The following is a 22888-nucleotide window of genomic DNA, read 5'->3' on the forward strand; positions in this document are numbered from 1 at the left end:
TTACCAGCAAGCGCTGGAGCCACTTTTGACTCATACATCATGGCCCACACCCCTTCTTCCGGCGACCACGCCTACGGCTTCGGCACCCGTGCCATCCACGCCGGCGCCCAGCCCGACCCGGTGACCGGCGCGCGCGCCACGCCCATCCACCAGACGACCAGCTTCGTCTTCGACGACGCCGAGCACGCCAGCAGCCTGTTCAACCTGCAGACCTTCGGCAACGTCTACAGCCGCATCAGCAACCCCACGGTCGCGGTGCTGGAGGAACGCATCGCCAACCTGGAGGGCGGCCGCGCCGCGCTGGCCTGCGCCAGTGGCATGGCCGCGCAGATGGCGGCGCTGCTGGCCATCCTGAAGGCCGGCGACCACATCGTGGCGGCAAGCACGCTCTACGGCGGCACGGTGGGACAGCTCGGCGTGGGCTTTTCCCGCCTGGGCATCGAGACCACCTTCGTTGATCCGTCCGACCCCGCGAACTTCGCGCGCGCCATGCGCCCGAACACGCGCGCCGTGTACGGCGAGACCATCGGCAACCCGCTGGTCAACGTGCTCGACATCGCGGCGATCGCCGACGTGGCGCACGCGCATGGCGTGCCGCTGGTCATCGACAACACCGTGGCCAGCCCCTACCTGTGCAACCCGCTGCAGTGGGGCGCCGACATCGTGGTGCACAGCGCCACCAAGTACATCGGCGGCCACGGCACCACCATGGGCGGCGTGGTGGTGGAAGGCGGCAAGTTCCCCTGGGACAACGGCAAGTTCCCCGAGATGGTGGAGCCCAGCCGCGCCTACCACGGCGTGAAGTTCTACGAGACCTTCGGCGACTTCGGCTACACCATGAAGGCGCGCATGGAGGTCAACCGCACCTTCGGCGGCGTGCTCTCGCCGCTCAATGCCTGGCTGCTGCTGCAGGGGGCCGAAACGCTGCATCTGCGCATGCGCGAACACTGCCGCAACGCGCTCAAGGTGGCGCAATTCCTGCAAGGCCACCCCCAGGTGCGCTGGGTCAACTACCCCGGCCTCCCCGGCTCGCCGCACCACGCGCTGGCGCACAAGCAGTTCCGCGCCGTCGATGGCGCGCCAGGCGCCTCGGGCATCCTCACCTTCGGCATCGAGGGTGGGGCGGCCGCAGGCGAGAAGTTCATCGACGCCTGCGAGTTCCTGAGCCACCTGGCCAACATCGGCGACGCCAAGACGCTGGTCATCCACCCTGCATCGACCACGCACCGCCAGCTCAGTGAAGAGGAGCTGGCCCGCGCAGGCGTGAGCGCCGACATGGTGCGGCTGAGCGTGGGCATCGAGGACGTGGACGACATCCTCTGGGACATCGACCAGGCACTGGCCCGCGCCACGGCATGAAGCAACACCCCCTGGGCCGTGCCAGTGCCATGGGCCCCGGACGATGCGACGCACCACGCAGCGGAAAGCCCCACTCGATTTCCTGGAACCGCCTCTGAGACAATGACGCCCATGAGCACCTCCTTCGCCCCCCTCACCAACGACACCTTCCTGCGCGCTTGCCGCCGCCAGGCCACCGACTACACCCCCCTGTGGCTGATGCGCCAGGCGGGCCGCTACCTGCCCGAATACAAGGCCACGCGCGCCCAGGCGGGTAGCTTCATGGGGCTGGCGATGAACGTGGACTTCGCCACCGAGGTCACGCTGCAGCCGCTGGAACGCTTCCCGCTCGACGCCGCCATCCTGTTCAGCGACATCCTCACCGTGCCCGACGCCATGGGCCTGGGCCTGTCGTTCGCCGAGGGCGAGGGCCCACGCTTCGCCAAGTCGGTGCGCAACGAGGCCGACGTGGCCGAGCTGGCCGTGCCCGACCTGGACAAGCTGCGCTATGTGTTCGACGCCGTCACCAGCATCCGCAAGGCCTTGAACGGCCGCGTGCCGCTGATCGGCTTCTCGGGCAGCCCCTGGACGCTGGCCTGCTACATGGTCGAGGGCAAGGGCAGCGACGACTACCGCCTGGTCAAGACGCTGATGTACAGCCGCCCCGACCTGATGCACCGCATCCTGGCCGTGAACGCCGACGCCGTGGCCGCCTACCTGAACGCCCAGATCGACGCGGGCGCCCAGGCCGTGATGATTTTCGACAGCTGGGGCGGCGTGCTCGCCGATGGTGCTTTCCAGGACTTCAGCCTGGAGTACACCCGCCGCGTGCTGGCACAGCTCAAGCGCACGGGCGTCGATGGCCAGGACGTGCCGCGCATCGTCTTCACCAAGGGCGGCGGCATCTGGCTCGACGACATGAAGGACATCGACTGCGAGGTGCTGGGCCTGGACTGGACGGCCAACCTCGGCAAGGCGCGCGCCATCGTCGGCGGCCAAGTGGGCGGCCCGGGCAAGGCGCTGCAGGGCAACATCGACCCCAACGTGCTGTTCGCCCCGCCCGCGCAGATCGTCACGCAGGTGCACGCCGTGCTCGACAGCTTCGGCAAGCCCCACACCGACCGCAGCACCACCGGCCCCACGCACATCTTCAACCTGGGCCACGGCATCAGCCAGTTCACGCCGCCCGAGCATGTGGCCGCACTGGTGGAGGCCGTGCACAGCCACTCGCGCGCGCAGCGCTAGGCGTGACACGGGGCCCGCGCCCGGGCCCACTTATGCACACAACCGCTGCCGCCGGCCCCCCTCCCGCGGCAGCGGGCGCCTGGCCCCGCATCGGGTCCCTCGCCTTGGCAGCCCCTTGCAAGTACCTGATTCACAAGGATCTTTTGGGTTGCCGTTTTGCCGTGCAAATTGTCGAAAGCCCGTGTTTTCAAGGGCTGGCGGGCGCTGTGCAGCGGATATCAACAAAGTTATCCACAAGAAACCGGGATGATTTCAAAAAACCCATCCACGGCAAGCACTTGCGGCCGATTGCCAAAAAAGTGAGTGAACTCAAACATGGGGATGACGTAAATCCAGCAAACTGCCGCTGGCTGACGCTTGCGCCACCACCCCACTTGTGCACACCAACGGTGCCACCACCTCCAGGGCCTTTGTCAACCCGCCTGGAAGCCGCATCGCCTTGTGAGAACCTATTGATTCCAAAGGTTTTTTTCGCAATATCGCGCGACCGTCGCCGCACCGGGACAGCGGCGCGACCCAGGCCCGGCGGGCGCTCCGGCAAGGATGTCAACAAAGTTATCCACAGATGGCCGGGGGAAAATGCGGAAAATCAAGCCCGGCCCTCCCGAACCTGAACCCCGCCCCTCGCCGTGACACCCTCGCCCTCCACCGTGCAGGTCGCCGTGCACACCCCCTCGCACAGCGGGGTGGGTGACCTGCTCGACTACGCCAGTGAGCGCCCGCTCGCGCCGGGCACCTTGGTGCGCGTGCCGCTGGGCCCGCGCGAGGTGCTGGGCGTGGTGTGGGAGGGCGCCAGCGCGCCGCCGCCCCCAGGCCGCGCCCTGCGCCCCGTGGCCGCCGTGCTGAACGGCATCGCGCCGCTGGACGCGCCCTGGCGCCGCCTCGTCGCCTTCGCGGCGCGCTACTACCAGCGCAGCCTGGGCGAAATCGCGCTCGCGGCCCTGCCGCCGCAGCTGCGCGACCTCGGCCCCGAGCAGCTGGCGCGCCGCCTGCGCCGCCCGGCCCAGGAGTCCGAGCCCGCATTCGCTACATTTTTGATAGCGCTTAGCGCAGAACAGGAAAGCGCCCGGACCGAAATTCTTTCCAAACCCGGCCCCTTCCTGCTTTTCGGCAGCACCGGCAGCGGCAAGACCGAGGTCTACCTGCGCTGCGTGCAGGCGGTGCTGGAGCAGGACGCGAATGCCCAGGCGCTGGTGATGGTGCCGGAGATCAACCTCACGCCGCAGCTCGAAGAACGCTTCACGGCCCGCTTCGGCGCGGGCGCCGTGGTCTCGCTGCACAGCGGCATGACCAACCCGCAGCGCCTCAAGGCCTGGCTAGCCGCGCACAGCGGGCAGGCGCGCATCGTGCTGGGCACGCGCATGGCGGTGTTCGCCTCGCTGCCGGGCCTCAAGCTCATCGTCGTGGACGAGGAGCACGACCCCAGCTACAAGCAGCAGGAAGGCGCGCGCTACTCGGCGCGCGACCTGGCCGTGTGGCGCGGCCGCGAGCAGGGCGCCAAGGTCATCCTCGGCTCGGCCACGCCTTCGCTGGAGAGCTGGCACGCCAGCCGCCCGCCCACGCCAGACGACCCCGAGGGCGGGCGCTACCAGCGCCTGCTGATGCCCAGCCGCATCGGCGCCGGGGAACTGCCGCGCGTGCGCCGCGTGGACATGAACCACCAGCCCCGGCGCACCGTGTTCTCGGCCCCGCTGCTGGCGGCATTGCAGGAGCGGGTGGAACGCGGCGAGCAGAGCATGATCCTGCTCAACCGGCGCGGCTACGCGCCCGTGCTGCACTGTGCCGACTGCGGCTGGAAGAGCGACTGCCCGCACTGCAGCGCGCACCAGGTGTTCCACAAGCTCGACCGCACGCTGCGCTGCCACCACTGCGGCTTCACGGTGCGCGTGCCGCGCGCCTGCCCGGGCTGCGGCAGCCCGGACATCGTGCCCATCGGCCGGGGCACGGAGCAGCTCGAAGAGCAGCTCGGCGAGCTGCTCGCCGCCGTGCGCCGCCCCGACGGCAGCCCCGTGCGCATCGCCCGCATCGACGCCGACACCACGCGCGCCAAGGGCGCGCTGGAAAGCCAGCTCGCCCAGGTGCACGCCGGCGAGGTGGACGTGCTCGTGGGCACGCAGATGATCGCCAAGGGGCACGACTTCCGCCGCATCACCCTGGTGGCCGCCGTGCAGCCCGACGGTGCCCTGTTCAGCAGCGATTTCCGCGCGCCCGAGCGCCTGTTCGCCCTGCTGCACCAGGCCGCCGGCCGCGCCGGGCGCGACGCTGCCTACCTGGCCGCGCAAGGCACGCGCTGCGAGATGTGGGTGCAGAGCTTCCACCCCCAGCACGCGGTGTTCGAGGCCCTGCGCACGCACGACTACCCGGCCTTCGCCGCCCAGCAACTGAAGGAACGCGAGGAGGCCGCCATGCCGCCGTTCGCCTTCCAGGCCCTGGTGCGCGCCGATGCCCGCACGCAGGCCGTGGCCCAGGGCTTCCTCGCCGCCGCGAGCAGCGCCGCGCACGCCCACGGCCTGCCGGGGCTGGACCAGGTCTCGCTCTACCCGCCGGTGCCGCTGACCATCCAGCGCGTGGCCAACGTGGAGCGCGCCCAGATGCTGCTGGAAAGCGGCAGCCGCACGGCGCTGCAGCGCTTCCTGGCCCACTGGCAGCCGGTGCTGCAGGCCACGCGCGGCCAGCCCGAGCACAAGGGGCTGGTGCGCTGGCTGGTCGATGTGGACCCGCTGACGATCTGATCCCACGCCCGCCCCTGCGCTTGCGGCGTGCACGGCCCACACCAGCGGCCACCATGCAAGGGCCGCCCCGCCGCACCGGTGGCGCAGCCACTCAGGGGGGAGTTCCCAGCTCCCGCTCCATCTGCACCACCAGATGGGCCTCGTAGCGGTCCCACAGCATGGGAATAACGAAGGGCGCGGCGCCGCTGGCGGGCGGCATGGCGGCGTCATCGGGCGAGAGCACGCGCGGCGGCGAGATGTCCAGCGCATCGCCGAAATGGCGGCGCGCCTGGCCCGACATCTGGTTGGCGATCTCGCCCACGATGTCGCGGTGGCTGGCGTCGGTGTAGTCGCTCTCGCCGATGGACAGCAGCACATGCGTGAGCAGGCCGCGCGGCGCCGAGAACGTGACACTGCCCCGGTAGCGCCCGGCCAGCTCGATGCGGCCCTGGAAATCGTTCCAGACCATGGGCTCGGCGCCATCGAGCAGGTAGGCGGTGCGCACGGCGGCCTGGTGCCCGGTGGTCTGGGCGAAGAAGCCCAGGGCCGCGTCGGAGAACACTTTCACGTCCTCCACCTGGAGACGGTTGCCGCTCATGCCATCAGCTCCTGCAGGGATTCGACCATTTGTTCATCGGAAAAGGGTTTGAGCAGAAAGCCGTGCGCGCCCCGGGACAGGGCACGCAGGGCGGTGGCGCGGTCGCCCAGGGCCGACACCACCAGGATGCGCGCGCCCGGCAGCACGGTGCGCAGCACCTCCAGACAGGCCGGGCCGTCCATCTCGGGCATGGTCAGGTCCATGGTCACGAGGTCGGGCCGGTGCTGGCGCGCCAGCGCCACGGCCACGCGGCCGTTCTCGGCCTGGGCCACCACCCGCACGCCGCCCAGGCGCGCGTCGCCGGCCAGGCGGGCGATGCGGCTGCGGAAGACCTGCGAGTCGTCCACGACCATCAGCGTGGCGCCATTCATGCCGCCTCCGCGCCGAAACGGAGCACGAACTCGGTGGACACGCTGGGCCGCGTCAGCACCTTGAGGCGGGCGCCGGCCCGCTCCACGGTCTGGCGCACCACCGACAGGCCCACGCCCCGGCCCGCGTGCTCGGTGACCTCGGTGGCGGTGCTGAAATGCGGGTCGAAGATATGGCCCAGCACCTCCTGGTCGCTGAGCTGGGCGGCGTCGCCGCGCAGTTGCGCGATGCGCTCGCGCAGCTGTGGCACGACGATGCCGCGCCCGTCGTCGCTCAGGCGCACCTCGATGCCGCCGCCCTCTTGCGCGCAGATGTCCAGGCGCAGTGCGCCCACGGACGGCTTGCGCAACTGCGCGCGCTCCTGCGGCGACTCGATGCCGTGCACCACGGCATTGCGCACGAGCTGCGGCAGGGCCTCGCGCAGCGCGCGCTCGACGCCGGCCGGCAGCGCGCCCTCGGGCACGCGGGCCGTCAGCTCCACCTGCTTGCCCAGCGACAGCGCCACGCGCTGCGCCAGCGCGCGCAGGTTCTCCACCATGGCGCCCAGGGTGCCGCTGTCGCGCGGCGCCTCGCGGCCGCCCGCCGTGGGCTGGCCGATGCGCAGGAAGAAGCGGTGCAGCCGCTCCACCTGCTCCTGCAGGCGCGCCAGCTCGACCACGACGGGAATCAGCGCCTCGCCGCCAATGCGCGGCTGGCGCCGCAGCGGCGCCAGGGCGTTTTCCATCTCGTGCGCCTGGCGCGCGATGGCGGCCGAGCCCAGCGCGGCGGCCTCGCCCTTGATGCCGTGCACCAGGCGCGCTGCATCCTCGACCAGCGCCTCGCAGGCGCCGGGCTCGCGCCCCACGTTGCGCAGGGCCTGGTTCAGGTCGGCCAGGCGCTCGCGCGCGCCGAGCAGGAAGTCCTGCAACAGCAGCGGCTCCTGCTCCAGCACCACGAGCAGGTCTTCCACGTCGTTGCGCGCGGCCTGCTGCGTGGCCGAAAGCTCGCGCTCCAGCCGCACCTTCTGCGTCACGTCGAACACGGTCACCAGCAGCTCCTTGATGCGGCCCGCCTCGCGCACCTGGCTGATCTGGAAGGTGAGCCAGCGCGGCTGTGCCAACGGGTCGTCCACGGGCTCGATCGGCACCTCCTGCAGCGGATCGAGCTGGGTCAGCAGCGCGGGCTTGACCTTGGGGTCGAACAGCAGGTCGAGGTAGCTGAGCGCCTCGTCGGCGCGCGCGGGCTCCAGCATGCGCCCGAGCAGCTGCCGGAAGTCGTCGCCCGGGCGCACCGGGCGCATGAACAGGCGCTGCGTGGCGGCCGAGATCTGGGTGCCGATGCGGCCGTCCGCGCCCACCAGCAGCAGGCCTTCCGAGACGGTTTGCAGGATGTCGTCGGTCTCCTGGCGCGCGGCGTCGGCCACGCGGTCGGCGGCGCGCAGACGGCGCACGAACTTGAAGACGATGAAGATGAAGTTGAGCAGCGCCAGCACGATGGCCGCCACCTGGATGGAGCGCATCAGCCCGGTCTTGTGCCGCGCGGCGGCCTCCACGGCGCCGGCCAAGTCATCGCTCAGGCCCATCAGGCGCACATTGCGCGCCACGGCCTTGGTGGAGGCGAACTCCACGTCCTCCAGGCGCGGCGCGGGCACGGTGAGCACCGGCGCGATCGCCTCGTCGAGCGGGCGCCACTCGCCCTCCAGGCGGCGCAACAGGGCACGCAGCGGCTCGGGGTCGAGGCCGAACAGGCGCAGGTCGCCCTCCGAGGCCATGGACTTGCGCAGCGCCACCAGCCCCTGGTTGAAGGCCGCCGTGCCCTGGCCCAGCTGCGCCATGCTGGTCTGGACCAGCAGGCCGTCGCGGGTCTCGATCTGCAGCGTCAGCAGCGACTTGGTGATCTGCTGCGTGAGCATGCGCAGCTCGCCAGCGGTGTTGATGCGGCTGGCGTCGCGCTCCAGTTGGATGGAGGCCAGGAAGTTGAAGAACAGAATGCCCAGGTCGAGCACGATGAACAGCAGGATGGCCAGCAACAGGTCGCGGTACTTGCCCAGGCCCAGGGATGCTTTCATGAAAGAAACGCATGAGTGGAGACCGTGTCATGCTGCAGCGCAATAGTGACGGCCGCGTGACGCAACCCTGTCGCGGACAGAGGCTTGGCGATGACCGCTCCGCGCATGCGTCCGGCGCGGCCGCCTGGATCGAGCCCCATCGCGGACCGGCCAACCGTTCAGGCGCGATCTACGGCAGTGGCGCGGCGTGCCCGCCTAGAGATGGAAATCGCCCGCTGCCTCCGGCTGGTACAGCACCTTCTCGATCCGGATATGGCAGGTCCGGTTCGGAATCCGCCAACTGAAGGCATCGCCCTCCCTGTAACCCAGGATCGCGGTGCCGATGCCGGAGCAGACCGACAGCTTCCCGGCGCGGTCGTCCGCATCCTCGGGGTAAACCAGCGCCACTTCCAGCGCCTCGTCGTCCACCTGCAGCAAGGCCTTGGAGTTCATGGTGACGACATCCTCCGCCACGTTCCATGGATCGACGACGATGGCCCGCTCGATCTCGTGCTCCAGCTCAAAAACATCCGAGCCGCGTTCGACCTCGACCAGGCTCCGAAGCCGGGCCTTGTCGATCTCGGTGATGTAGATGTCTGCGGCGTGCACCGCTGGGCTTTCGCGCAAGAGCCTGAGATAGCGCTCCGAGGGCATGGCCAGCGACTTCATCGCCGGCGTCTCGCTGTCCAGCAGAAAGCCGCTGTGCAGGAAGGCCTTCAGCGATCGGTCATTGTCCGGGTGGATCTTGGCGATCAGCTTCTCGGCCCGCATGTCGAAGAAGGCGAGCTTCATGCCTTCGCGGATGGCGCTGGCACCGAGCTTGCGGCCCCAGTTGTCGCGGTTGCCGATGACCAGGACCATTTCGCAGTCCGGGCCCGACTTGACGAGGCGCACGAAGCCGACCGGCACGTCATGCTGGTCGTAGGCCATGAAGAAACGGCCGCCCTGGTTGAACAGATGGGTCAGGATCGGCAACTGGACGCGCCCGATCACCTGCTCGATGAAACGGGAGACATGGCGCGAATCGCTGAGGTAGCGGGTGACGTCCTCGTCCTCCAACCAGTCCATCAGCGTCAGCGCGTTGGCCCGGGTGATCTCCGGGCACAGAGCAATGAAAGGCTTGTTCATCTTCACCACCTTTGGTTTCAAGAATGAAAGCCTTTCATGGCCACGGCCACGACGGTTCTTTCGGCTAGAGATTCATTTTAGGTCAGCAGCGCCACCGCCCCCGAGAAGCTCAGGAACGCCAGCGCGGTGGACACCAGGATGATGCGCGCCACGCGCCCGTTGTTCGCGCCGAACTTCTCGGCCAGCAGCGACACATTGCTCGCGCTGGGCAGAGCCGCCAGCAGCACCAGCACCGTGAGCGCGAACGGCGTGAGCGGGACGCCCAGGGTGATGGCGGCCGTGCCCGCGCCCCACACCAGCAGCGGGTGCAGCAGCAGCTTGGCCAGGGCCACGGGCACGTAGTCGCGCACGGCCACCTGCTCGTGCTGGTTCATCTGCGAACGCGCCAGCACCGCGCCGATGGTGAACAGCGCCACGGGCGAGGCGGCGTCGGCCAGCATGGCCACCGTTTTGTCCACCGGGCCGGGCAGCTTCACCTGCAGGGCCGAGGCCAGCGCGCCCAGGCCGATGGCCCAGGGCATGGGGTTGGTGGCCATGCCCCGGAAAGCCTGGCGCAGCGCCACGCCCACGCCGTGCGTGCCCGCGCCATCGAGCCGCGAGAGCGCGATGCACAGCGAGGTGGTGATAACCATGTCCACCACGATGGTCACGATGGCCGGGCCCGCGCTTTGCGCGCCCAGCAGCGCCACCAGCAGCGGTACGCCCATGAAGCCGGTGTTGGGGAAGGCGGCCACCAGGGCGCCGAAGGCCGCGTCGTTCCAGCCCATGCGCGGGCCGCGCGTGGCAAGCACCGTGCCGGTCACCATCACCAGCGCGCACAGCAGGTAGACGCCGGCCACGGCCGGGTCGAGCAGCTGCGCGATGGGCGTGCTGGCACCGAAGCGGTAGAGCATGCACGGCAGCGCGAAATACAGCACGAAGGTGTTGAGGCCCGGAATGGCCGGCTGCGGCAGCACGCCGCGCCGCGCGGCCAGGTAGCCGCAGAGCACGAGCGCGAAGAACGGAAAGGTGACGAGCAGGACGGAGAGCACGGAGCCCATTGTGACGCCCGCCCGCGCGGGCAGGCTTGCAGGGGGCTGGCAGCGTGCCAAGGTGCGGCATGCCGCCGCTGCACATGGCGGGGCGACCGTGGACGCATGCCTAGCATGCCGGTACCGCCCCACCGGTCCAGCCTGGGCGCGCTGGCGCCATGCCAGGGGCGCGGTGCATACTGCGCAGGTTTCGCCCTGCTGCACACCCATGACATTTTCCGACGCTTCCCTCCGGTCTCCGACGTGGGCCGCCGCCGCGGCCGCCGTGGCGAGCCTGCTGGCCAATGGCATTTGGCAGACGTGGTTCTCCCAGGCCGACGGCATGACGGCCTTTGTGCTGATGTTCGCCTGCCTGCTCGGCTGGCCGCTGACGACGGGGCTGATCCTCATGCTGCTGGAAGGCGTCATCAGGCTCTGCGATGACCGCACCGTGCTGCGCCTGGCCTTGCTCTCGGGCGTGCTCGCGGCAACCCTCGCCGTTTACGGCATGCCCCGCCTGTGGAACCTGCTGGTGTGCGCCGCCGTCGCCATCACCGTGGGGCTGCGCGTGCAGCGCGCCGCGCAGGACGAGGCCGACCTGGAGAGCCTTTGAATGGCCACCCGGGAAGCACCGCCGCCGGGGCTGCTCGACGGCTTTTCCGCGCCACTGTGGGAGCGCCTGCGGCTGGACCGGTTGCGGCCGCTGTCGATCGTGCGCGGCCAGCACCGCGGCCATGACTGGATGGCCATCGATCTGGAGCACGTTGCCACGGGTCTGTTCTCTACCGGCAGGCCAAGGACCGACACCACCACCGTGTTCGTGGTGCGCCTGCCTCGCAAGTCGTCCGGGTGGTATCTGCCGGACGACCGCATCACGGCCACGCAGCAGGTCTGCGTGGACGATGGCCATGTCTACGCCGCCGCGCTGGGCCAGCGCCCGCGCGTGCGCGACTGGCGCCGCTGGCTGGACACCGCCATCGACGCAGCCGAGGAAGTGGTGCGCACCGAAGGCCAGCGCCCGGCGGCGGACACCGCCCAAGCCGCGCGCCCCTGGAACCCGCACGACCAACGCTGGGTGCTGTTGTGGGCAGTGTTGACGGTGCCCCTGGCTTTCATGGTGCTGGCGGTGCTGATGCACGCCTTCCAGGAATGGCGCAGCCTGGGCGCCATCGTCTGGTGCGATTCCCGCACGCACCTGGGCTCCACGCTGCGCGGCTGGAAGGCAGCGGCCTGCTTCGGCCTGCTGCTGCTGCCACTGGCGGGCCTGTTTCAGCTCGCGCGGACCAGCGTGGCGCACATCCATACACCGGGTTTCGCACTTCGGCTGAACCTGCAGGGCGTGGCGCTGGCCGGTGTGTCGCTGCTGGCGCTCTATGCGCTGCAGAAGCTGTTGGCATCGGCGAGCGGCCCGTGCTGAGCTGACCCTTTTTTAGGCGTTTTTGAGCCAAAGAGCTTACGGGACATACGCCGCTAGCTATTGAAAAAATAGCATCCGAACCGGCGGCGCGGTGGACACCGGCATGGTGCGCGCACGGGAACGCTGAGGACGCCCGCCCGGGCAGGCTTGCAGGGGGCTGGCAGCCGCCCCCCGGGGCCGGGGAGTCAGCGGAGCTTGAGCGCCTCGGCCGCGCACTTACGCGTGGCGCCACGCCCGCTGGCGCGCAGCATGCGGATCGTGCCCGGTACCCCACGGGGGTTTGCCGCCATGCGAAAAACAGTCGCCGGGGGCGCCGGTATCATTGCGCGCTCCGTTCCCCCTCCCTCCCGCTTTTCCCCTCCCCCATGTCCGCAGGTCTCAACCTCGCCCAGCTCCAGGCCGTCCATTACACCGAGGGGCCCTGCCTCGTGCTGGCCGGCGCGGGCTCGGGCAAGACGCGGGTGATCACGCACAAGATCGCGCACATGATCGAGCGCGGGCTGGAACCCCGGCGCATCGCGGCCATCACCTTCACCAACAAGGCCGCAGCCGAAATGCGCGAGCGCGCCAAGGGCCTGATCGGCCGCGCCGCCAAGGACGTGCTGGTGTGCACCTTCCACGCGCTGGGCGTGCGCATGGTGCGCGAGGACGGCAAGGTGCTGGGCCTCAAGCCCCAGTTCAGCATCCTCGACCAGGACGACGTGACCAGCATCCTCAAGGACGCCGCCGGCGGCACCACCGACGCCGCCACCGCGCGCCAGTGGCAGTGGACCATCAGCCTGTGGAAGAACATGGGGCTGAACGCCACGCAGGCGCTGGCCCAGGCCAAGGACGACCATGAGCGCAGCATCGCGCTCATCATGCAGCGCTACGAGGAGCGCCTGGCGGCCTACCAGAGCGTGGACTTCGACGACCTGATCGGCATGCCGCTGAAGCTGCTGCGCGACTTTCCCGAGGTGCGCGCCAAGTGGCAGGCAGCCCTGGGCCATGTGCTGGTGGACGAATACCAGGACACCAACGCCACGCAGTACGAGCTGCTCAAGCTCCTGGTAGGCGAGCGCGGGCGCTTCACCGCCGTGGGCGACGACGACCAGAGCATCTACGGCTGGCGCGGCGCCACGCTGGACAACCTGAAAAAGCTGCCGGTGGATTACCCGCAGCTCAAGGTCATCAAGCTGGAGCAGAACTACCGCTCCACCTCGGCCATCCTGCGCGCGGCCAACAACGTGATCGGCCCCAACCCCAAGCTGTTCCCCAAGACGCTGTTTTCCGAACTGGGCGAGGGCGAGCCCGTGCGCGTGGTCGACGCCGACAGCGAGGAGCACGAGGCCGAGCGCGCCGTGGCGCGCCTGCAGGGCCTGCGCGCCGCCGCCAACCCGCCGCCGGACTGGAAGAGCTTCGCCATCCTGTACCGCGCCAACCACCAGGCCAAGCCGTTCGAGAAGGCGCTGCGCAAGGCCGGTATTCCCTACAAGGTGTCGGGCGGCACGAGCTTCTTCGACCGCGCCGAGATCCGCGACCTGTGCGCCTGGTTCCGCCTGTGGAGCAACCAGGACGACGACCCGGCCTTCTTGCGCGCCATCGCCAACCCCAAGCGCGGTATCGGCCACACGACGCTGGGGCAGCTCGGCGAGTTTGCCACCCAGCACAAGAGCAGCCTGTTCGCCGCGCTGTTCTCCCCCATGCTGCCGGCCGCCCTGCCCCGGCGCGCGCTCGACGGCCTGCACGAGTTCGGCCGCTATGTGAACGACCTCGAATACCGCGCGCGCCAGACTCTTGGAGCAGAGAACGCCCGCGCCTTCCTCACCGAATGGCTGCAGGAGATCGGCTACGAGAAGCACCTCTACGACGGCGAGGACAGCGAGAAGGTGGCGGCCGCGCGCTGGAGCAATGTGCTGGAGTTCTGCGACTGGATGGCGCAGCGCGCCGGCGGCCAGATCGACGACACCGCCGGCGCCACCACGCAGATGGAAACCAAGAGCCTGCTGGAGGTGGCGCAGAACATCGCCCTGCTGTCCACGCTGTCGGACCGCGAGAAGGAGCAGGACGTGGTGACGCTCTCCACGCTGCACGCCTCCAAGGGCCTGGAGTGGCCGCACGTCATCCTGGCCGGCGTGACCGAGGGCATGCTGCCCTTCAAGCTCGACGACGACGGCGGGCGCCAGCAGAAGGTCAGCGATGAAACCCTCTCGCGCCTGCAGGAGGAGCGCCGCCTGATGTACGTGGGCATCACGCGCGCCCAGCGCTCGCTGGCCGTGAGCTGGACCAAGAAACGCAAGAAGGGCCGCGAGATGGTGGCCGCCCAGCCCAGCCGCTTCATCGCCGAGATGGCGCTGTCCGCAACCACCGCGCGCGAGGACCCGCGCGAAAAGCTCAAGGCCCTGCGCGCCGAATTCGCGCGCAAGGCCCAGGCCGCGAATACCGCGCAGCCGACCTGATTTTGCTACTGTATCCATAGCTTGCAACGCTTGACCAGTAAGCGCTGCAAGCCGATTTCATACCAAACCGCAGGATTCACCATGCCCCTTCGCTCCCTGCACCGCACCGCCACCCTCCCCGCCGCCCTGGCATGGGCCCTGGCGGCCCCGCTGGCCCAGGGCCAGACCCCGGCCGCGCCCGACGCCGCCTGGCGCCGTTGCGCGGCCCTGGGTGACGACAGCGCGCGCCTGGCCTGCTTCGACCAGTGGGCCGGCCAGCAGGCCTGGCAGGCGCCGGCGGCCAGCGGCACGGTGGCTGCACGGCAGCCCGCGCCGCCATCCGCCGAGGCCTCGGCGCCCACCACGCCACCAGAGCAGGAGGCCCAGGCCAGTGGCTGCCGCTCGCCACGCTATTCCAATCTCTCGCGCTTCTGGGAGCTGGAGCCGGGCAGCGACTGCGGCACCTTCAGCTTCCGGGGCTACCGGCCCATCACCGCCTCGGTGGTGGCATCGAGCAGCGTCAACCGCCAGCCCTCCTCGGCCACGCCCGACCACACGCCCGCGCAAGCCACGCCCTACCGCGACACCGAGGCACGGCTGCAGCTCTCGGTGCGCACCAAGATCGCCCAGGGCCTGCTCACGCATTCGGAATCCCGGGGCAAGGATTCGCTGTGGTTCGGCTACACGCAGCAGTCGTACTGGCAGGTGTTCACGCCCACGCTCTCGCGCCCCTTCCGCAACACCGACCACGAGCCCGAGGTGATCTACGTCTACCCCACGGACGCGCAACTGCCCTGGGGCTGGCGCTGGCGCTACAGCGGCATCGGCGTGGTGCACCAGTCCAACGGCCAGAGCCTGCCGCTCTCGCGCAGCTGGAACCGCGCCTACCTCATGACCGGCATGGAGCTGGACAACCGCTGGGTGGTTGGCGCCCGCCTGTGGAAGCGCATTCCCGAAGACGCCAGCAGCGACGACAACCCGGGCATCAGCGACACCGTGGGCCGGGGCGAGCTGTCGGTATTCTGGAACCCGAACAAGGACCACACCCTGGGCGCCACGCTGCGGCATTCGCTGTCGTCCACGGGGCGCGGCTCGGTGCGGCTCGAATGGCTGCAGACGCTGGGCACCGGCCTGGGCGGCGGCAAGAGCAACCTGCGCCTGCACACCCAGTTGTTCAGCGGCTACGGCGACAGCCTGGTGGACTTCAACCGCCGCCGCACGGTGTTCACCGTGGGCCTGAGCCTGGTCGATTTTTGAGCCCGGACAACAAACCGTTACTTAAATCGCCCCTGGTTTCTTGAACTTGTAACAGGCAGCCGCGACAATGGCAGCCGCACCCCGGTGCGGCTGCGCCAGACCGCGTGAAACACCCCCGGAAAAGAGCCTGTTTCACGCCGTTTTCCCCGGCATTGCCGCCGTGGCATCGCCTCGACAATGCCGCTCAAGAGGAAGACAACCATGGACATGCAATACCAACTCAAGGCCGGCAGCTACTACCTGTACGACATGCGCGAAGCGCCCAGCGTCGTCACGGGCGAGCGGCGCTTCAAGCTCAAGACGGATACCGTGGCCATCGCCTTCGACCTGCACACCGGCGAGGTGCACCAGCATGGCAGCCCCACGCGCATCCAGTCGTGGGCGGCCAACACGCGCCGGCGCCTGCGCGCCGCGGGCGCCCAGGACGTGGCCAACGACATCGTCGTGGTATCGGGCCCGCTGCCCGTGGACGAACTGAACAAATGCCTGTGGATCAGCGGCTACGTGCGCCGCATGTTCAAGCGCCTGGCCACGCTGCCGCACGGCAAGCTGCAGCGCCCCGCGGAACCCTTCCGCAAGGCCGCCTGAGCCAGCCTGCCCTGCCAGCCGGCCGCCGCGAGGCGCGCCGGCTTTTTTGCGGTCAAGCCGCAGGCTCTTCTTCCTCGCCTTCGTCAAACTCGACCACCTCGGCGTGCTTGACGATGGTCACCGGCACCGGGCTGGCATGCACCAGCTCCTGCGACACCGAACCCAGCAGCGCGCTGCTCAGCGCGCCCTGGCCGCGCGCGCCGATGACCACCATGTCGCAGCCCGTGCTCTCGACGATGTCCACCAGCGTGTGCGCGGGGTCGCCCACGCCCACCTCGGTCACGTAGTCGAGCCCGGCCGCGTCGAGCAGGGCGCGGGCCGGGGCCATCAGGTGCTCGCCGGCCTCGATGCTGGCGGCGGCGATCAGGTCGGGGTCGCGCGAAACCACCAGCTCGTACAGCGAGGCCGGCTCCTGCACATTGGCCAGCACGAAGTCGGCCTGCAGGCCGTCGCGCGTGAGCTGCACGGCGTGGTGCACGGCATCGAGCGCGAGTTCCGAGCCATCGACGGCAATGAGGATTCGGGGCATGGCAGTTCCTTTTGTGATGTGTTTGGCCCAGTGTAGCGGCCCCGGGCGGCCCTGGAACGCCTGCGGCGCGGCCGCGCCCATCTGGGACAATCACGCCCATGCTGCAGTTCCAGATCCTCACCACCGACCCCTCCAGCCACGCCCGGCGCGCCACCCTCACGCTCAACCACGGCGTGGTGCAGACACCCATCTTCATGCCCGTGGGCACCTACGGCACCGTCAAGGGCGTGATGCCGCAAAGCCTGCACGACATGGGCGCGCAGATCATCCTGGGCAACACCTTCCACCTGTGGATGCGCCCGGGCCTGGACATCATGCAGAGCTTCGGCGGCCTGCATGCCTTCGAGCAGTGGAACAAGCCCATCCTCACCGACTCCGGCGGCTTCCAGGTGTGGAGCCTGGGCGACATGCGCAAGATCACCGAGGAGGGCGTGCACTTCGCCAGCCCCGTGAACGGCGACAAGCTCTTCATGTCGCCCGAGGTGAGCATGCAGATCCAGACCGTGCTCAACTCCGACATCGTGATGCAGCTCGACGAGTGCACGCCCTACGAGACCAAGGGCCACCTCACCACCGAGCGCGAGGCACGCCAGTCCATGGAGATGAGCCGCCGCTGGGCGGTGCGCTCCAAGGCCGAATTCGAGCGCCTGGGCAACCCCAATGCGCTGTTCGGCATCGTGCAGGGCGGCATGTACGAGAACCTGCGCCAGGAGTCGCTCGAAGCCCTGGTGGAGATGGATTTCCCCGGCTACGCCGTCGGTGGCGTGAGCGTGGGCGAGCCCAAGGACGAGATGCTGCGCATCATGGCGCACACGCCCCACCGCCTGCCCGCGCACAAGCCGCGCTACCTCATGGGCGTGGGCACGCCCGAAGACCTGGTCGAAGGCGTGGCCCAGGGCGTGGACATGTTCGACTGCGTGATGCCCACGCGCAACGCGCGCAACGGCACGCTGTTCACGCGCTACGGCGACCTGAAGATCCGCAACGCCCGCCACAAGGCCGACCACCAGCCGCTGGACACCAGCTGCACCTGCCACGCCTGCGCGGGCAAGGACGGCGTGGCCTGGGACGCTGGCGGGCGCGGCGGCTTCTCGCGCGCCTACCTGCACCACCTGGACCGCTGCGGCGAGATGCTGGGCCCCATGCTCACCACCGTGCACAACCTGCACTACTACCTGAACCTCATGCGCGAGATCCGCGAGGCGCTCGAAGCCGGGCGCTTCAGCGAGTTCCGCGCGCAATTCAAGGCGGACCGGGCGCGCGGCGTCTGAGCCTTTGCGCGCGCCCGGCGGGCCACGCGCAAGCCGGTGATTACCCCATGGCCCGCCCGTCGGGCCCTGGGCAGAATCAGCCGCCATGCACGACTCCCCCGAACTGCGGCAGACGCTGGAGCTGGCCTTCAACCTGGCCCCGGTGGGCATGTGCGTGTCGCGCCACCGCACCATCGAGATCTGCAACGAAGCCTTCTCGCAGATGTTCGGCTTGCCCCAGGACCGGCTCATGGGCCAGTCCATGGCCTGCCTCTATCCTTCGGTGGAGGAATTCACCCACATCGGCAACCTGGGCCTGCCCGTGATGAAGGCCACGGGCAGCTACAGCGACGAGCGCATCATGGCCCGCTCCGACGGCTCACTGTTCTGGTGCCATGTGGCCGGCCGCGCCCTGGACCGTGCCGATCCCTTCGCCCATGCGGTGTGGATGTTCGAGGACATCTCGCAGCGCCGCCCGGTCAGCGCGGACCTGACGGTGCGCGAGCGCGAGATCGCGCAGCACATCGTCACCGGCGCGACCAGCAAGCAGATCGCGCGCATCCTGAACATCAGCCACCGCACCGTCGAGGCGCACCGGGGGCGGCTGATGCGCAAGCTGGGCACGACCACCACCGGGGAACTGGTGGCCATGCTGCTGGGCAACCCCGCCAGCTGAGGCCGCTCCAGCGGCAACGCTCACTTCATCAGGCGCCCCGAGCGTCCGATGACCGTCACCTCCACATAGCGCGAGCCCACGCGGTTGCTCGGCGAGAAGTTCACGGTGATGCCACCCAGGTCGTATGGCCCCAGGGTTTCCAGGGCCTTGAGCACCTTGGCGCGCGTGGGCGCCGGGCCCGCGCGGCGTAGCGCCTCCACCAGCACCTTGGCGCCCAGGAACTGCTCAAAGCTGGTGTAGTTCACATGCTCGTCGGGCGCGTATTTCTTGAGCAGCGCCTGGTATTCGCGCACCACCGGCAGGTTGGGCAGGTAGGGGAAGGGAACCACCTGGCTGATCCCCAGGCCGTGCGCGTTCTTCAGCCCCGCGAGCTTGACGATCTCGGCCGGGTCGACCACCGAGATGTTGTAGAGCTGCGCCCCGCCGCCGGCCTCGCGGTAGCGCTGGATGAAGGCCGAAGCGGGCTTGTTCACCGCGATCATGATCACGGCCTGCGCGTCGGACTGCATGATCTTGGCCACGGCGCCATCCACCTGGTCGGTGTTGCGGTCGTAGGGAGCGGCCGCCGAGAGTTCCAGGCCCCGCTTCGCCAGCGCCTTCTGCACGCCTTCGAGCCCGGCCTTGCCGAACCCGTCGTCCTGGTACATGACGGCGATGCGCGCCATGCCCAGCGTGGTCACCTGCTGCACCATGTGCTCGGCCTCGTCGGCGTAGCCCGCGCGCACATGGAAAATCCAGGGGTTGAACGGGTTGCGCAGCGGCTCGCCCCCGGTGTACGGCGCCACCAGGGCCGCGCCGCCCTGCTCCAGCACGCCATCGCTCAGCAGCTTGCCCACGTTGGACGTGCCCGCGAAGCCGTACAGCGCCACCAGGTCCGGGTTGGACAAGAACTCACGTGTCAGGCGCACGGTATCGTCCACCCGGTAGCCATCGTCGGCCACCCGCACCGTGATCTTCTGGCCGTGCACACCCCCCGTGGCGTTGACATGGCGGAAGTACAGGCTGCCGCCCAGCACCATCTGCTTGCCCGTGCTGGCCAGCACGCCCGACAGCGGCGCGATCTGGCCGATGACGATGTCCGCCGCCTGTGCCGGAAGCCAGGGCAACGCCAGCGCCAGGACGGCCAGGCATGCGCGCCCTGCATGGCGCACGGTCCGGCGCAGCCGGGACCAGGGAGGGGAGTCGTTCGGGGCGCGGGTGGTACGCAAAGTCCATTCGTGGTGCTGGCTCATCGCTGTCTCCTGTGACTGGGGTGCGAGAGCCTATGACGCCTCACCCGGACGGCGCCATTCGTGCAGTTACTTCATCGGGATTGCCTGCATGTAGTTCCACGTATTGACCGGCAGCGGTCACGCCATCACGACGCGGTTGCGTCCCAGGGCCTTGCCTTCGTAGAGAGCCTCGTCGGCGCGCCGGACCGCCGCCTCCACGGACTCACCCGGCCGGCAGACGGTGGCGCCAATGCTCACGGTCACCCCGGCCGCTCCCTCGAAGACGGCCGCCCAGGCGGTGGTTTCGACCCGGGCACGCAACCGCTCCAGCACCTCGCTGGCTTGCGCTGCGCTGGTGCCCGGCAGCACGAGCAGGAACTCTTCACCGCCGTAGCGCCCCACGCCGTCCGTGGCGCGGGCCTGTTCCCGCAGCAGGGTGCCCAGCGTCCGCAGCACGCGGTCGCCGCTGTCATGGCCGAAGTCGTCGTTGATGCGCTTGAAATGGTCCACATCGAGCAACGCCACGCTCAGGGGCAGGCCCTGGCTCTCGGTCTGCGCATGATGCCAGCGCAGGGCTTCCATGATGCCCCGGCGGTTGGCCACGCCGGTCAGGTCGTCGCTGCGCACCAGGTCCTCGATGCGGGCCAGCGCCTGGCCCAGCCGGTACTGCACGCCCCGAAAGTAGGTCACTAGCCCGATGCAGCGCGCCACCGCGCCCAGCACCACGCCCACGGTCAGCAGCTGACCCGCCAGGGTGGTGGTGGGCATGCGCATCTCCGGCCCCATCCAGACGATGCCCGCGCCCGCGCAGGCCAGCGTGAGCACCCAGGTCACGGCGAAGCTGGTGCGGCTGCGCGCCAGAAAGCCGTCGGCGCTGAACGCGATCAGCATCACCAGCGCCTGGAACGCCAGTTGCGGCGCCGCCACCAGCAGGCCCAGCGCGCCGAGGATGGAAACGCCCTGGTGCACCACGAACAGGCCGGGATCGCGCTGCCGATGGTTCCAGCCGCTGGCATAGGCCCAGGTGATGAAGCCCATGCCGGCACCCACCCAGGCGCCATACAGGGCTATGACCCGCCATGGCGCATAGCCCGCCCAGCTGTAGCCCACCAGCAGCGCGAAAGCGTAGAGGTGGCTCAGCAGCACCGATTGATGCAACTGCCAGGTACGGCGATGCCAGCGCTGGCGGTGCGCGGCGCCGTCGGCGTGCGCGGAGGGCGGTGTGGGTGCCCACAAGTGCGGGGGCTGGCTGCTGCGGCGTTCCATGGGCGATACGGCGGCGGGGGCACCACCCGGGGCCCCGATGGATAAAACACCCATTCTCCCTGTTGGGATGTCGTCCTTCATGGCGGAAACATGCTGGGCGCCATACGCGATCCATTCTGCGCGCTGGCGCCATGGACCGGGCTCTTGTGACAAAGGCGCGCACGCTGGCTTGCGCACCCGGGCGGTCAAAAAAAAGCCCCCGCCATGCGCGATGGCGGGGGCCTGTGGCGCGCGGCGCGGATCAGTCGCGCAGCTCGGGGGGCAGCGTGCCGCCATTGGCGGCGATGCTGCGCATCACCTGCTTGTGCAGCCAGATGTTCCAGGCCGCGGAACCCGGCTCGTCGCTGCCGCTGTACAGCAGTTCGCTGGCCAGCTCCTTGCGCGCGGCCAGGCTGCTGTCCAGGCCCAGCAGCTTGAGCAGGTCCACGATGGAGGTACGCCAGTTCAGCCCCTTGGCGCCCGGCATGGCGTCCAGGATGGGGGCCACGTCACCCAGGGGGATAGGCGGTGGTGCCACGGGGGCTGCGGGAGCCCCTGCCGCGGACGGTGCGGCAGGCGGTGACGCCACCACGACTTCAGCGGCTTTGGCCGACGGAAATATCTTGGCAAAGATGTTGGAAAAGAAACCCATATCTGCTCCCGAAGTGATGTTGGGGTGGGGTGCGAACACTGGCCCCCGGGGCATGATCCCGGGGACCAGCGGCCTTTGTATCACGTCGGTGTGGCAGGCTCTGTAGGCGCGGGCGCCGCCTTCTGGCTGGACGCGCCGCACGCATGGCAGAACCGCGCGAACGCGCTCTTGCGCGTGCCGCAGGGCCCGCAGCGGTCGAACAGGCCGATGCCGCAGTGCGGGCAGAAGTCGATCTTGTCGTTCTTCAGGTCCACGGGACGCTCGCAGCCCGGGCAGACGTTCTTGGCCAGGCGCGCCAGCGCCACGTCGTAGCTCAGCTCCTTGCGGCGCTCCTGGTCGGGCAAGGATTCCGCCTGCTTCTGGCGTTCCAGGTAGCGGTTGAGCGCCAGGATGGCATAGCGCCCCACCAGCACCGTGATGCCGATGCCCACCACGTAGCGCACATAGCCGCCGTAGCTCGGCAGATAGGGCACGAGTTCGACGAAGAAGGCGAACAGCGCGAAGAAGATGAAGCCCCAGACGAAGGGCCAGTAGGTGCCCTTGCGCTTTTTCACGAACAGCCAACCCGCCGCCACCAGCAGCGGCAGCGTCAGCGCCAGGCGGTAGAGGAACACGCGCAGCTCGACGCGGCGGCGCTCGGTGGTAAGTTTTTCATAGGCCGCCGATTCGAGCTTGTTGAGCTGTTGCTGCGCCGCCGTGGCCGCCTGGCGGGCGTCGAGCAGCGCCTGCTGCTGGGCCTCGACGGCCTGCTGCGTGGCGCGCTCGGCCTGCTTGAGCGCATCGAGCGCCTGGGTGCGCGCCAGCACCTCGGGGTCGTGCTCGGCGCGCTGCGTCACGCTGCGCGCGGCCAGCCAGTTGTTGAAGGTTTCGCGCTCGGCTTGGCTCTCGCTGCGCGCCTTGCTGCGCTGCAGTTGCGCCTGCTCCAGCGCGGTCTGCGCCTCCTGCTGCGCCTGCTGGCTGCCCTGCACCCGATCGCGCAGGGCCTGGGCCACCGACTTGTCGAGGAAATCGTCCACGCGCAGCGGCGCCTCGACCTTGGGCAGATCGCCCACGATGGTGCCGCCCAGGCCGATCAGGAAGCCGGCGAACACCACCGCCACCAGCCACAGGCCACGGTGGAACCACTTCTCGGACAGTCGCAATGCTTTGCTCATGATTTCCCCATTGGTTGGATCACTACCAATTTGATAGCTGATAGCGCTTGACCGTCAAGCGTTAGAG

General features: G+C 69.2%; 20 protein-coding genes. 10 read left to right on the forward strand and 10 right to left on the reverse strand.

What is annotated here, in order from left to right:
- Positions 1 to 39: 39 nt before the first annotated feature.
- From D8S75_RS15745 to priA, 3 genes are all read left to right on the forward strand, one after another.
- Positions 40 to 1359: an O-acetylhomoserine aminocarboxypropyltransferase/cysteine synthase family protein gene (locus tag D8S75_RS15745; protein ID WP_119967305.1), complete on the forward strand. Its 1320-nt coding sequence runs from the start codon at positions 40 to 42 to the stop codon at positions 1357 to 1359.
- A 111-nt stretch (positions 1360 to 1470) separates the two neighbouring features.
- Positions 1471 to 2583 carry a uroporphyrinogen decarboxylase gene (gene hemE, locus D8S75_RS15750; RefSeq protein WP_119967351.1) on the forward strand — a complete coding sequence of 371 codons (1113 nt, stop codon included), beginning with the start codon at positions 1471 to 1473 and terminating at the stop codon, positions 2581 to 2583.
- A gap of 629 nt (positions 2584 to 3212) precedes the next feature.
- On the forward strand, positions 3213 to 5315 hold the full coding sequence (gene priA / locus D8S75_RS15755; protein ID WP_119967306.1) for a replication restart helicase PriA: 2103 nt from the start codon (positions 3213 to 3215) through the stop codon (positions 5313 to 5315).
- Positions 5316 to 5406: 91 nt separating this feature from the next.
- Here priA and D8S75_RS15760 read toward each other — a convergent pair whose 3' ends face one another.
- The 5 genes from D8S75_RS15760 to D8S75_RS15780 form a co-directional block, all read right to left on the reverse strand.
- On the reverse strand, positions 5407 to 5892 hold the full coding sequence (locus D8S75_RS15760; RefSeq protein WP_119967307.1) for a chemotaxis protein CheX: 486 nt from the start codon (positions 5890 to 5892) through the stop codon (positions 5407 to 5409).
- Positions 5889 to 6263, reverse strand: a complete 375-nt coding sequence (locus D8S75_RS15765) for a response regulator (protein WP_119967308.1) — start codon at positions 6261 to 6263, stop codon at positions 5889 to 5891. The genes D8S75_RS15760 and D8S75_RS15765 overlap by 4 nt, the downstream gene beginning before the upstream one ends.
- Complete coding sequence (locus D8S75_RS15770; RefSeq protein WP_119967309.1) at positions 6260 to 8308, reverse strand: ATP-binding protein; 2049 nt, start codon at positions 8306 to 8308, stop codon at positions 6260 to 6262. Before D8S75_RS15770 ends, D8S75_RS15765 begins: the two co-directional genes overlap by 4 nt.
- Positions 8309 to 8503: 195 nt before the next feature.
- A complete protein-coding gene (locus D8S75_RS15775; protein WP_119967352.1) occupies positions 8504 to 9415 on the reverse strand; it encodes a bifunctional GNAT family N-acetyltransferase/nucleoside diphosphate kinase regulator in 912 nt (303 codons plus the stop codon).
- A gap of 77 nt (positions 9416 to 9492) precedes the next feature.
- Positions 9493 to 10446: an AEC family transporter gene (locus tag D8S75_RS15780; RefSeq protein WP_119967353.1), complete on the reverse strand. Its 954-nt coding sequence runs from the start codon at positions 10444 to 10446 to the stop codon at positions 9493 to 9495.
- A gap of 208 nt (positions 10447 to 10654) precedes the next feature.
- Here D8S75_RS15780 and D8S75_RS15785 point away from each other — a divergent pair, with 208 nt between their 5' ends.
- From D8S75_RS15785 to D8S75_RS15805, 5 genes are all read left to right on the forward strand, one after another.
- Positions 10655 to 11038 carry a hypothetical protein gene (locus D8S75_RS15785; RefSeq protein ID WP_157982669.1) on the forward strand — a complete coding sequence of 128 codons (384 nt, stop codon included), beginning with the start codon at positions 10655 to 10657 and terminating at the stop codon, positions 11036 to 11038.
- Positions 11039 to 11842 (forward strand): hypothetical protein, encoded by an 804-nt coding sequence (locus tag D8S75_RS15790; RefSeq protein WP_119967311.1) that lies wholly within the window; start codon positions 11039 to 11041, stop codon positions 11840 to 11842.
- A 365-nt stretch (positions 11843 to 12207) separates the two neighbouring features.
- Positions 12208 to 14280 (forward strand): ATP-dependent helicase, encoded by a 2073-nt coding sequence (locus D8S75_RS15795; protein WP_119967312.1) that lies wholly within the window; start codon positions 12208 to 12210, stop codon positions 14278 to 14280.
- Between the two features lie 81 nt (positions 14281 to 14361).
- Positions 14362 to 15516, forward strand: a complete 1155-nt coding sequence (locus D8S75_RS15800; RefSeq protein ID WP_119967313.1) for a phospholipase A — start codon at positions 14362 to 14364, stop codon at positions 15514 to 15516.
- A gap of 201 nt (positions 15517 to 15717) precedes the next feature.
- Positions 15718 to 16104: a hypothetical protein gene (locus tag D8S75_RS15805; RefSeq protein WP_119967314.1), complete on the forward strand. Its 387-nt coding sequence runs from the start codon at positions 15718 to 15720 to the stop codon at positions 16102 to 16104.
- A gap of 52 nt (positions 16105 to 16156) precedes the next feature.
- Here the strand turns inward: D8S75_RS15805 and D8S75_RS15810 are convergent, their stop codons facing one another.
- The gene (locus D8S75_RS15810; protein ID WP_119967315.1) at positions 16157 to 16633 is read right to left on the reverse strand and encodes a universal stress protein; all 477 of its coding nucleotides are present in this window, start codon (positions 16631 to 16633) and stop codon (positions 16157 to 16159) included.
- A gap of 98 nt (positions 16634 to 16731) precedes the next feature.
- Between D8S75_RS15810 and tgt the strand changes: the two genes are divergently transcribed.
- Positions 16732 to 17904, forward strand: coding sequence for a tRNA guanosine(34) transglycosylase Tgt (tgt, locus tag D8S75_RS15815; RefSeq protein ID WP_119967316.1), 1173 nt, complete (start codon positions 16732 to 16734; stop codon positions 17902 to 17904).
- Between the two features lie 85 nt (positions 17905 to 17989).
- Positions 17990 to 18559, forward strand: a complete 570-nt coding sequence (locus D8S75_RS15820) for a LuxR C-terminal-related transcriptional regulator (protein WP_119967317.1) — start codon at positions 17990 to 17992, stop codon at positions 18557 to 18559.
- 20 nt (positions 18560 to 18579) lie between these two features.
- Here the strand turns inward: D8S75_RS15820 and D8S75_RS15825 are convergent, their stop codons facing one another.
- The 4 genes from D8S75_RS15825 to D8S75_RS15840 all read right to left on the reverse strand — a co-directional run bounded on the left by D8S75_RS15825 (position 18580) and on the right by D8S75_RS15840 (position 22821).
- Positions 18580 to 19791, reverse strand: coding sequence for an ABC transporter substrate-binding protein (locus tag D8S75_RS15825; protein ID WP_232829073.1), 1212 nt, complete (start codon positions 19789 to 19791; stop codon positions 18580 to 18582).
- Between the two features lie 117 nt (positions 19792 to 19908).
- Positions 19909 to 21036 (reverse strand): GGDEF domain-containing protein, encoded by a 1128-nt coding sequence (locus D8S75_RS15830; RefSeq protein WP_232829074.1) that lies wholly within the window; start codon positions 21034 to 21036, stop codon positions 19909 to 19911.
- Between the two features lie 241 nt (positions 21037 to 21277).
- The gene (locus tag D8S75_RS15835; RefSeq protein WP_119967319.1) at positions 21278 to 21667 is read right to left on the reverse strand and encodes a DUF3597 domain-containing protein; all 390 of its coding nucleotides are present in this window, start codon (positions 21665 to 21667) and stop codon (positions 21278 to 21280) included.
- An 80-nt stretch (positions 21668 to 21747) separates the two neighbouring features.
- Entirely contained in the window at positions 21748 to 22821 is a 1074-nt protein-coding gene (locus D8S75_RS15840; protein ID WP_119967320.1) for a zinc ribbon domain-containing protein, read from the reverse strand.
- Between the last annotated feature and the right edge of the window lie 67 nt (positions 22822 to 22888).

The organism is Simplicispira lacusdiani (assembly GCF_003604195.1).
In the GTDB taxonomy this organism is placed as follows: Bacteria; Pseudomonadota; Gammaproteobacteria; order Burkholderiales; family Burkholderiaceae_C; genus Simplicispira; species Simplicispira lacusdiani.

What these genes read in the sequence shown, in the direction of transcription:
- D8S75_RS15745 (WP_119967305.1), top strand. Translation starts at nt 40, where the DNA reads ATGGCCCACACCCCTTCTTCCGGCGACCACGCCTACGGCTTCGGCACC.
- hemE (WP_119967351.1), top strand. Translation starts at nt 1,471, where the DNA reads ATGAGCACCTCCTTCGCCCCCCTCACCAACGACACCTTCCTGCGCGCT.
- D8S75_RS15760 (WP_119967307.1), bottom strand. Translation starts at nt 5,892, where the DNA reads ATGAGCGGCAACCGTCTCCAGGTGGAGGACGTGAAAGTGTTCTCCGAC.
- D8S75_RS15765 (WP_119967308.1), bottom strand. Translation starts at nt 6,263, where the DNA reads ATGAATGGCGCCACGCTGATGGTCGTGGACGACTCGCAGGTCTTCCGC.
- D8S75_RS15770 (WP_119967309.1), bottom strand. Translation starts at nt 8,308, where the DNA reads ATGAAAGCATCCCTGGGCCTGGGCAAGTACCGCGACCTGTTGCTGGCC.
- D8S75_RS15775 (WP_119967352.1), bottom strand. Translation starts at nt 9,415, where the DNA reads ATGAACAAGCCTTTCATTGCTCTGTGCCCGGAGATCACCCGGGCCAAC.
- D8S75_RS15785 (WP_157982669.1), top strand. Translation starts at nt 10,655, where the DNA reads ATGACATTTTCCGACGCTTCCCTCCGGTCTCCGACGTGGGCCGCCGCC.
- D8S75_RS15790 (WP_119967311.1), top strand. Translation starts at nt 11,039, where the DNA reads ATGGCCACCCGGGAAGCACCGCCGCCGGGGCTGCTCGACGGCTTTTCC.
- D8S75_RS15795 (WP_119967312.1), top strand. Translation starts at nt 12,208, where the DNA reads ATGTCCGCAGGTCTCAACCTCGCCCAGCTCCAGGCCGTCCATTACACC.
- D8S75_RS15800 (WP_119967313.1), top strand. Translation starts at nt 14,362, where the DNA reads ATGCCCCTTCGCTCCCTGCACCGCACCGCCACCCTCCCCGCCGCCCTG.
- D8S75_RS15805 (WP_119967314.1), top strand. Translation starts at nt 15,718, where the DNA reads ATGGACATGCAATACCAACTCAAGGCCGGCAGCTACTACCTGTACGAC.
- D8S75_RS15810 (WP_119967315.1), bottom strand. Translation starts at nt 16,633, where the DNA reads ATGCCCCGAATCCTCATTGCCGTCGATGGCTCGGAACTCGCGCTCGAT.
- tgt (WP_119967316.1), top strand. Translation starts at nt 16,732, where the DNA reads ATGCTGCAGTTCCAGATCCTCACCACCGACCCCTCCAGCCACGCCCGG.
- D8S75_RS15820 (WP_119967317.1), top strand. Translation starts at nt 17,990, where the DNA reads ATGCACGACTCCCCCGAACTGCGGCAGACGCTGGAGCTGGCCTTCAAC.
- D8S75_RS15825 (WP_232829073.1), bottom strand. Translation starts at nt 19,791, where the DNA reads ATGAGCCAGCACCACGAATGGACTTTGCGTACCACCCGCGCCCCGAAC.
- D8S75_RS15830 (WP_232829074.1), bottom strand. Translation starts at nt 21,036, where the DNA reads ATGGAACGCCGCAGCAGCCAGCCCCCGCACTTGTGGGCACCCACACCG.
- D8S75_RS15835 (WP_119967319.1), bottom strand. Translation starts at nt 21,667, where the DNA reads ATGGGTTTCTTTTCCAACATCTTTGCCAAGATATTTCCGTCGGCCAAA.
- D8S75_RS15840 (WP_119967320.1), bottom strand. Translation starts at nt 22,821, where the DNA reads ATGAGCAAAGCATTGCGACTGTCCGAGAAGTGGTTCCACCGTGGCCTG.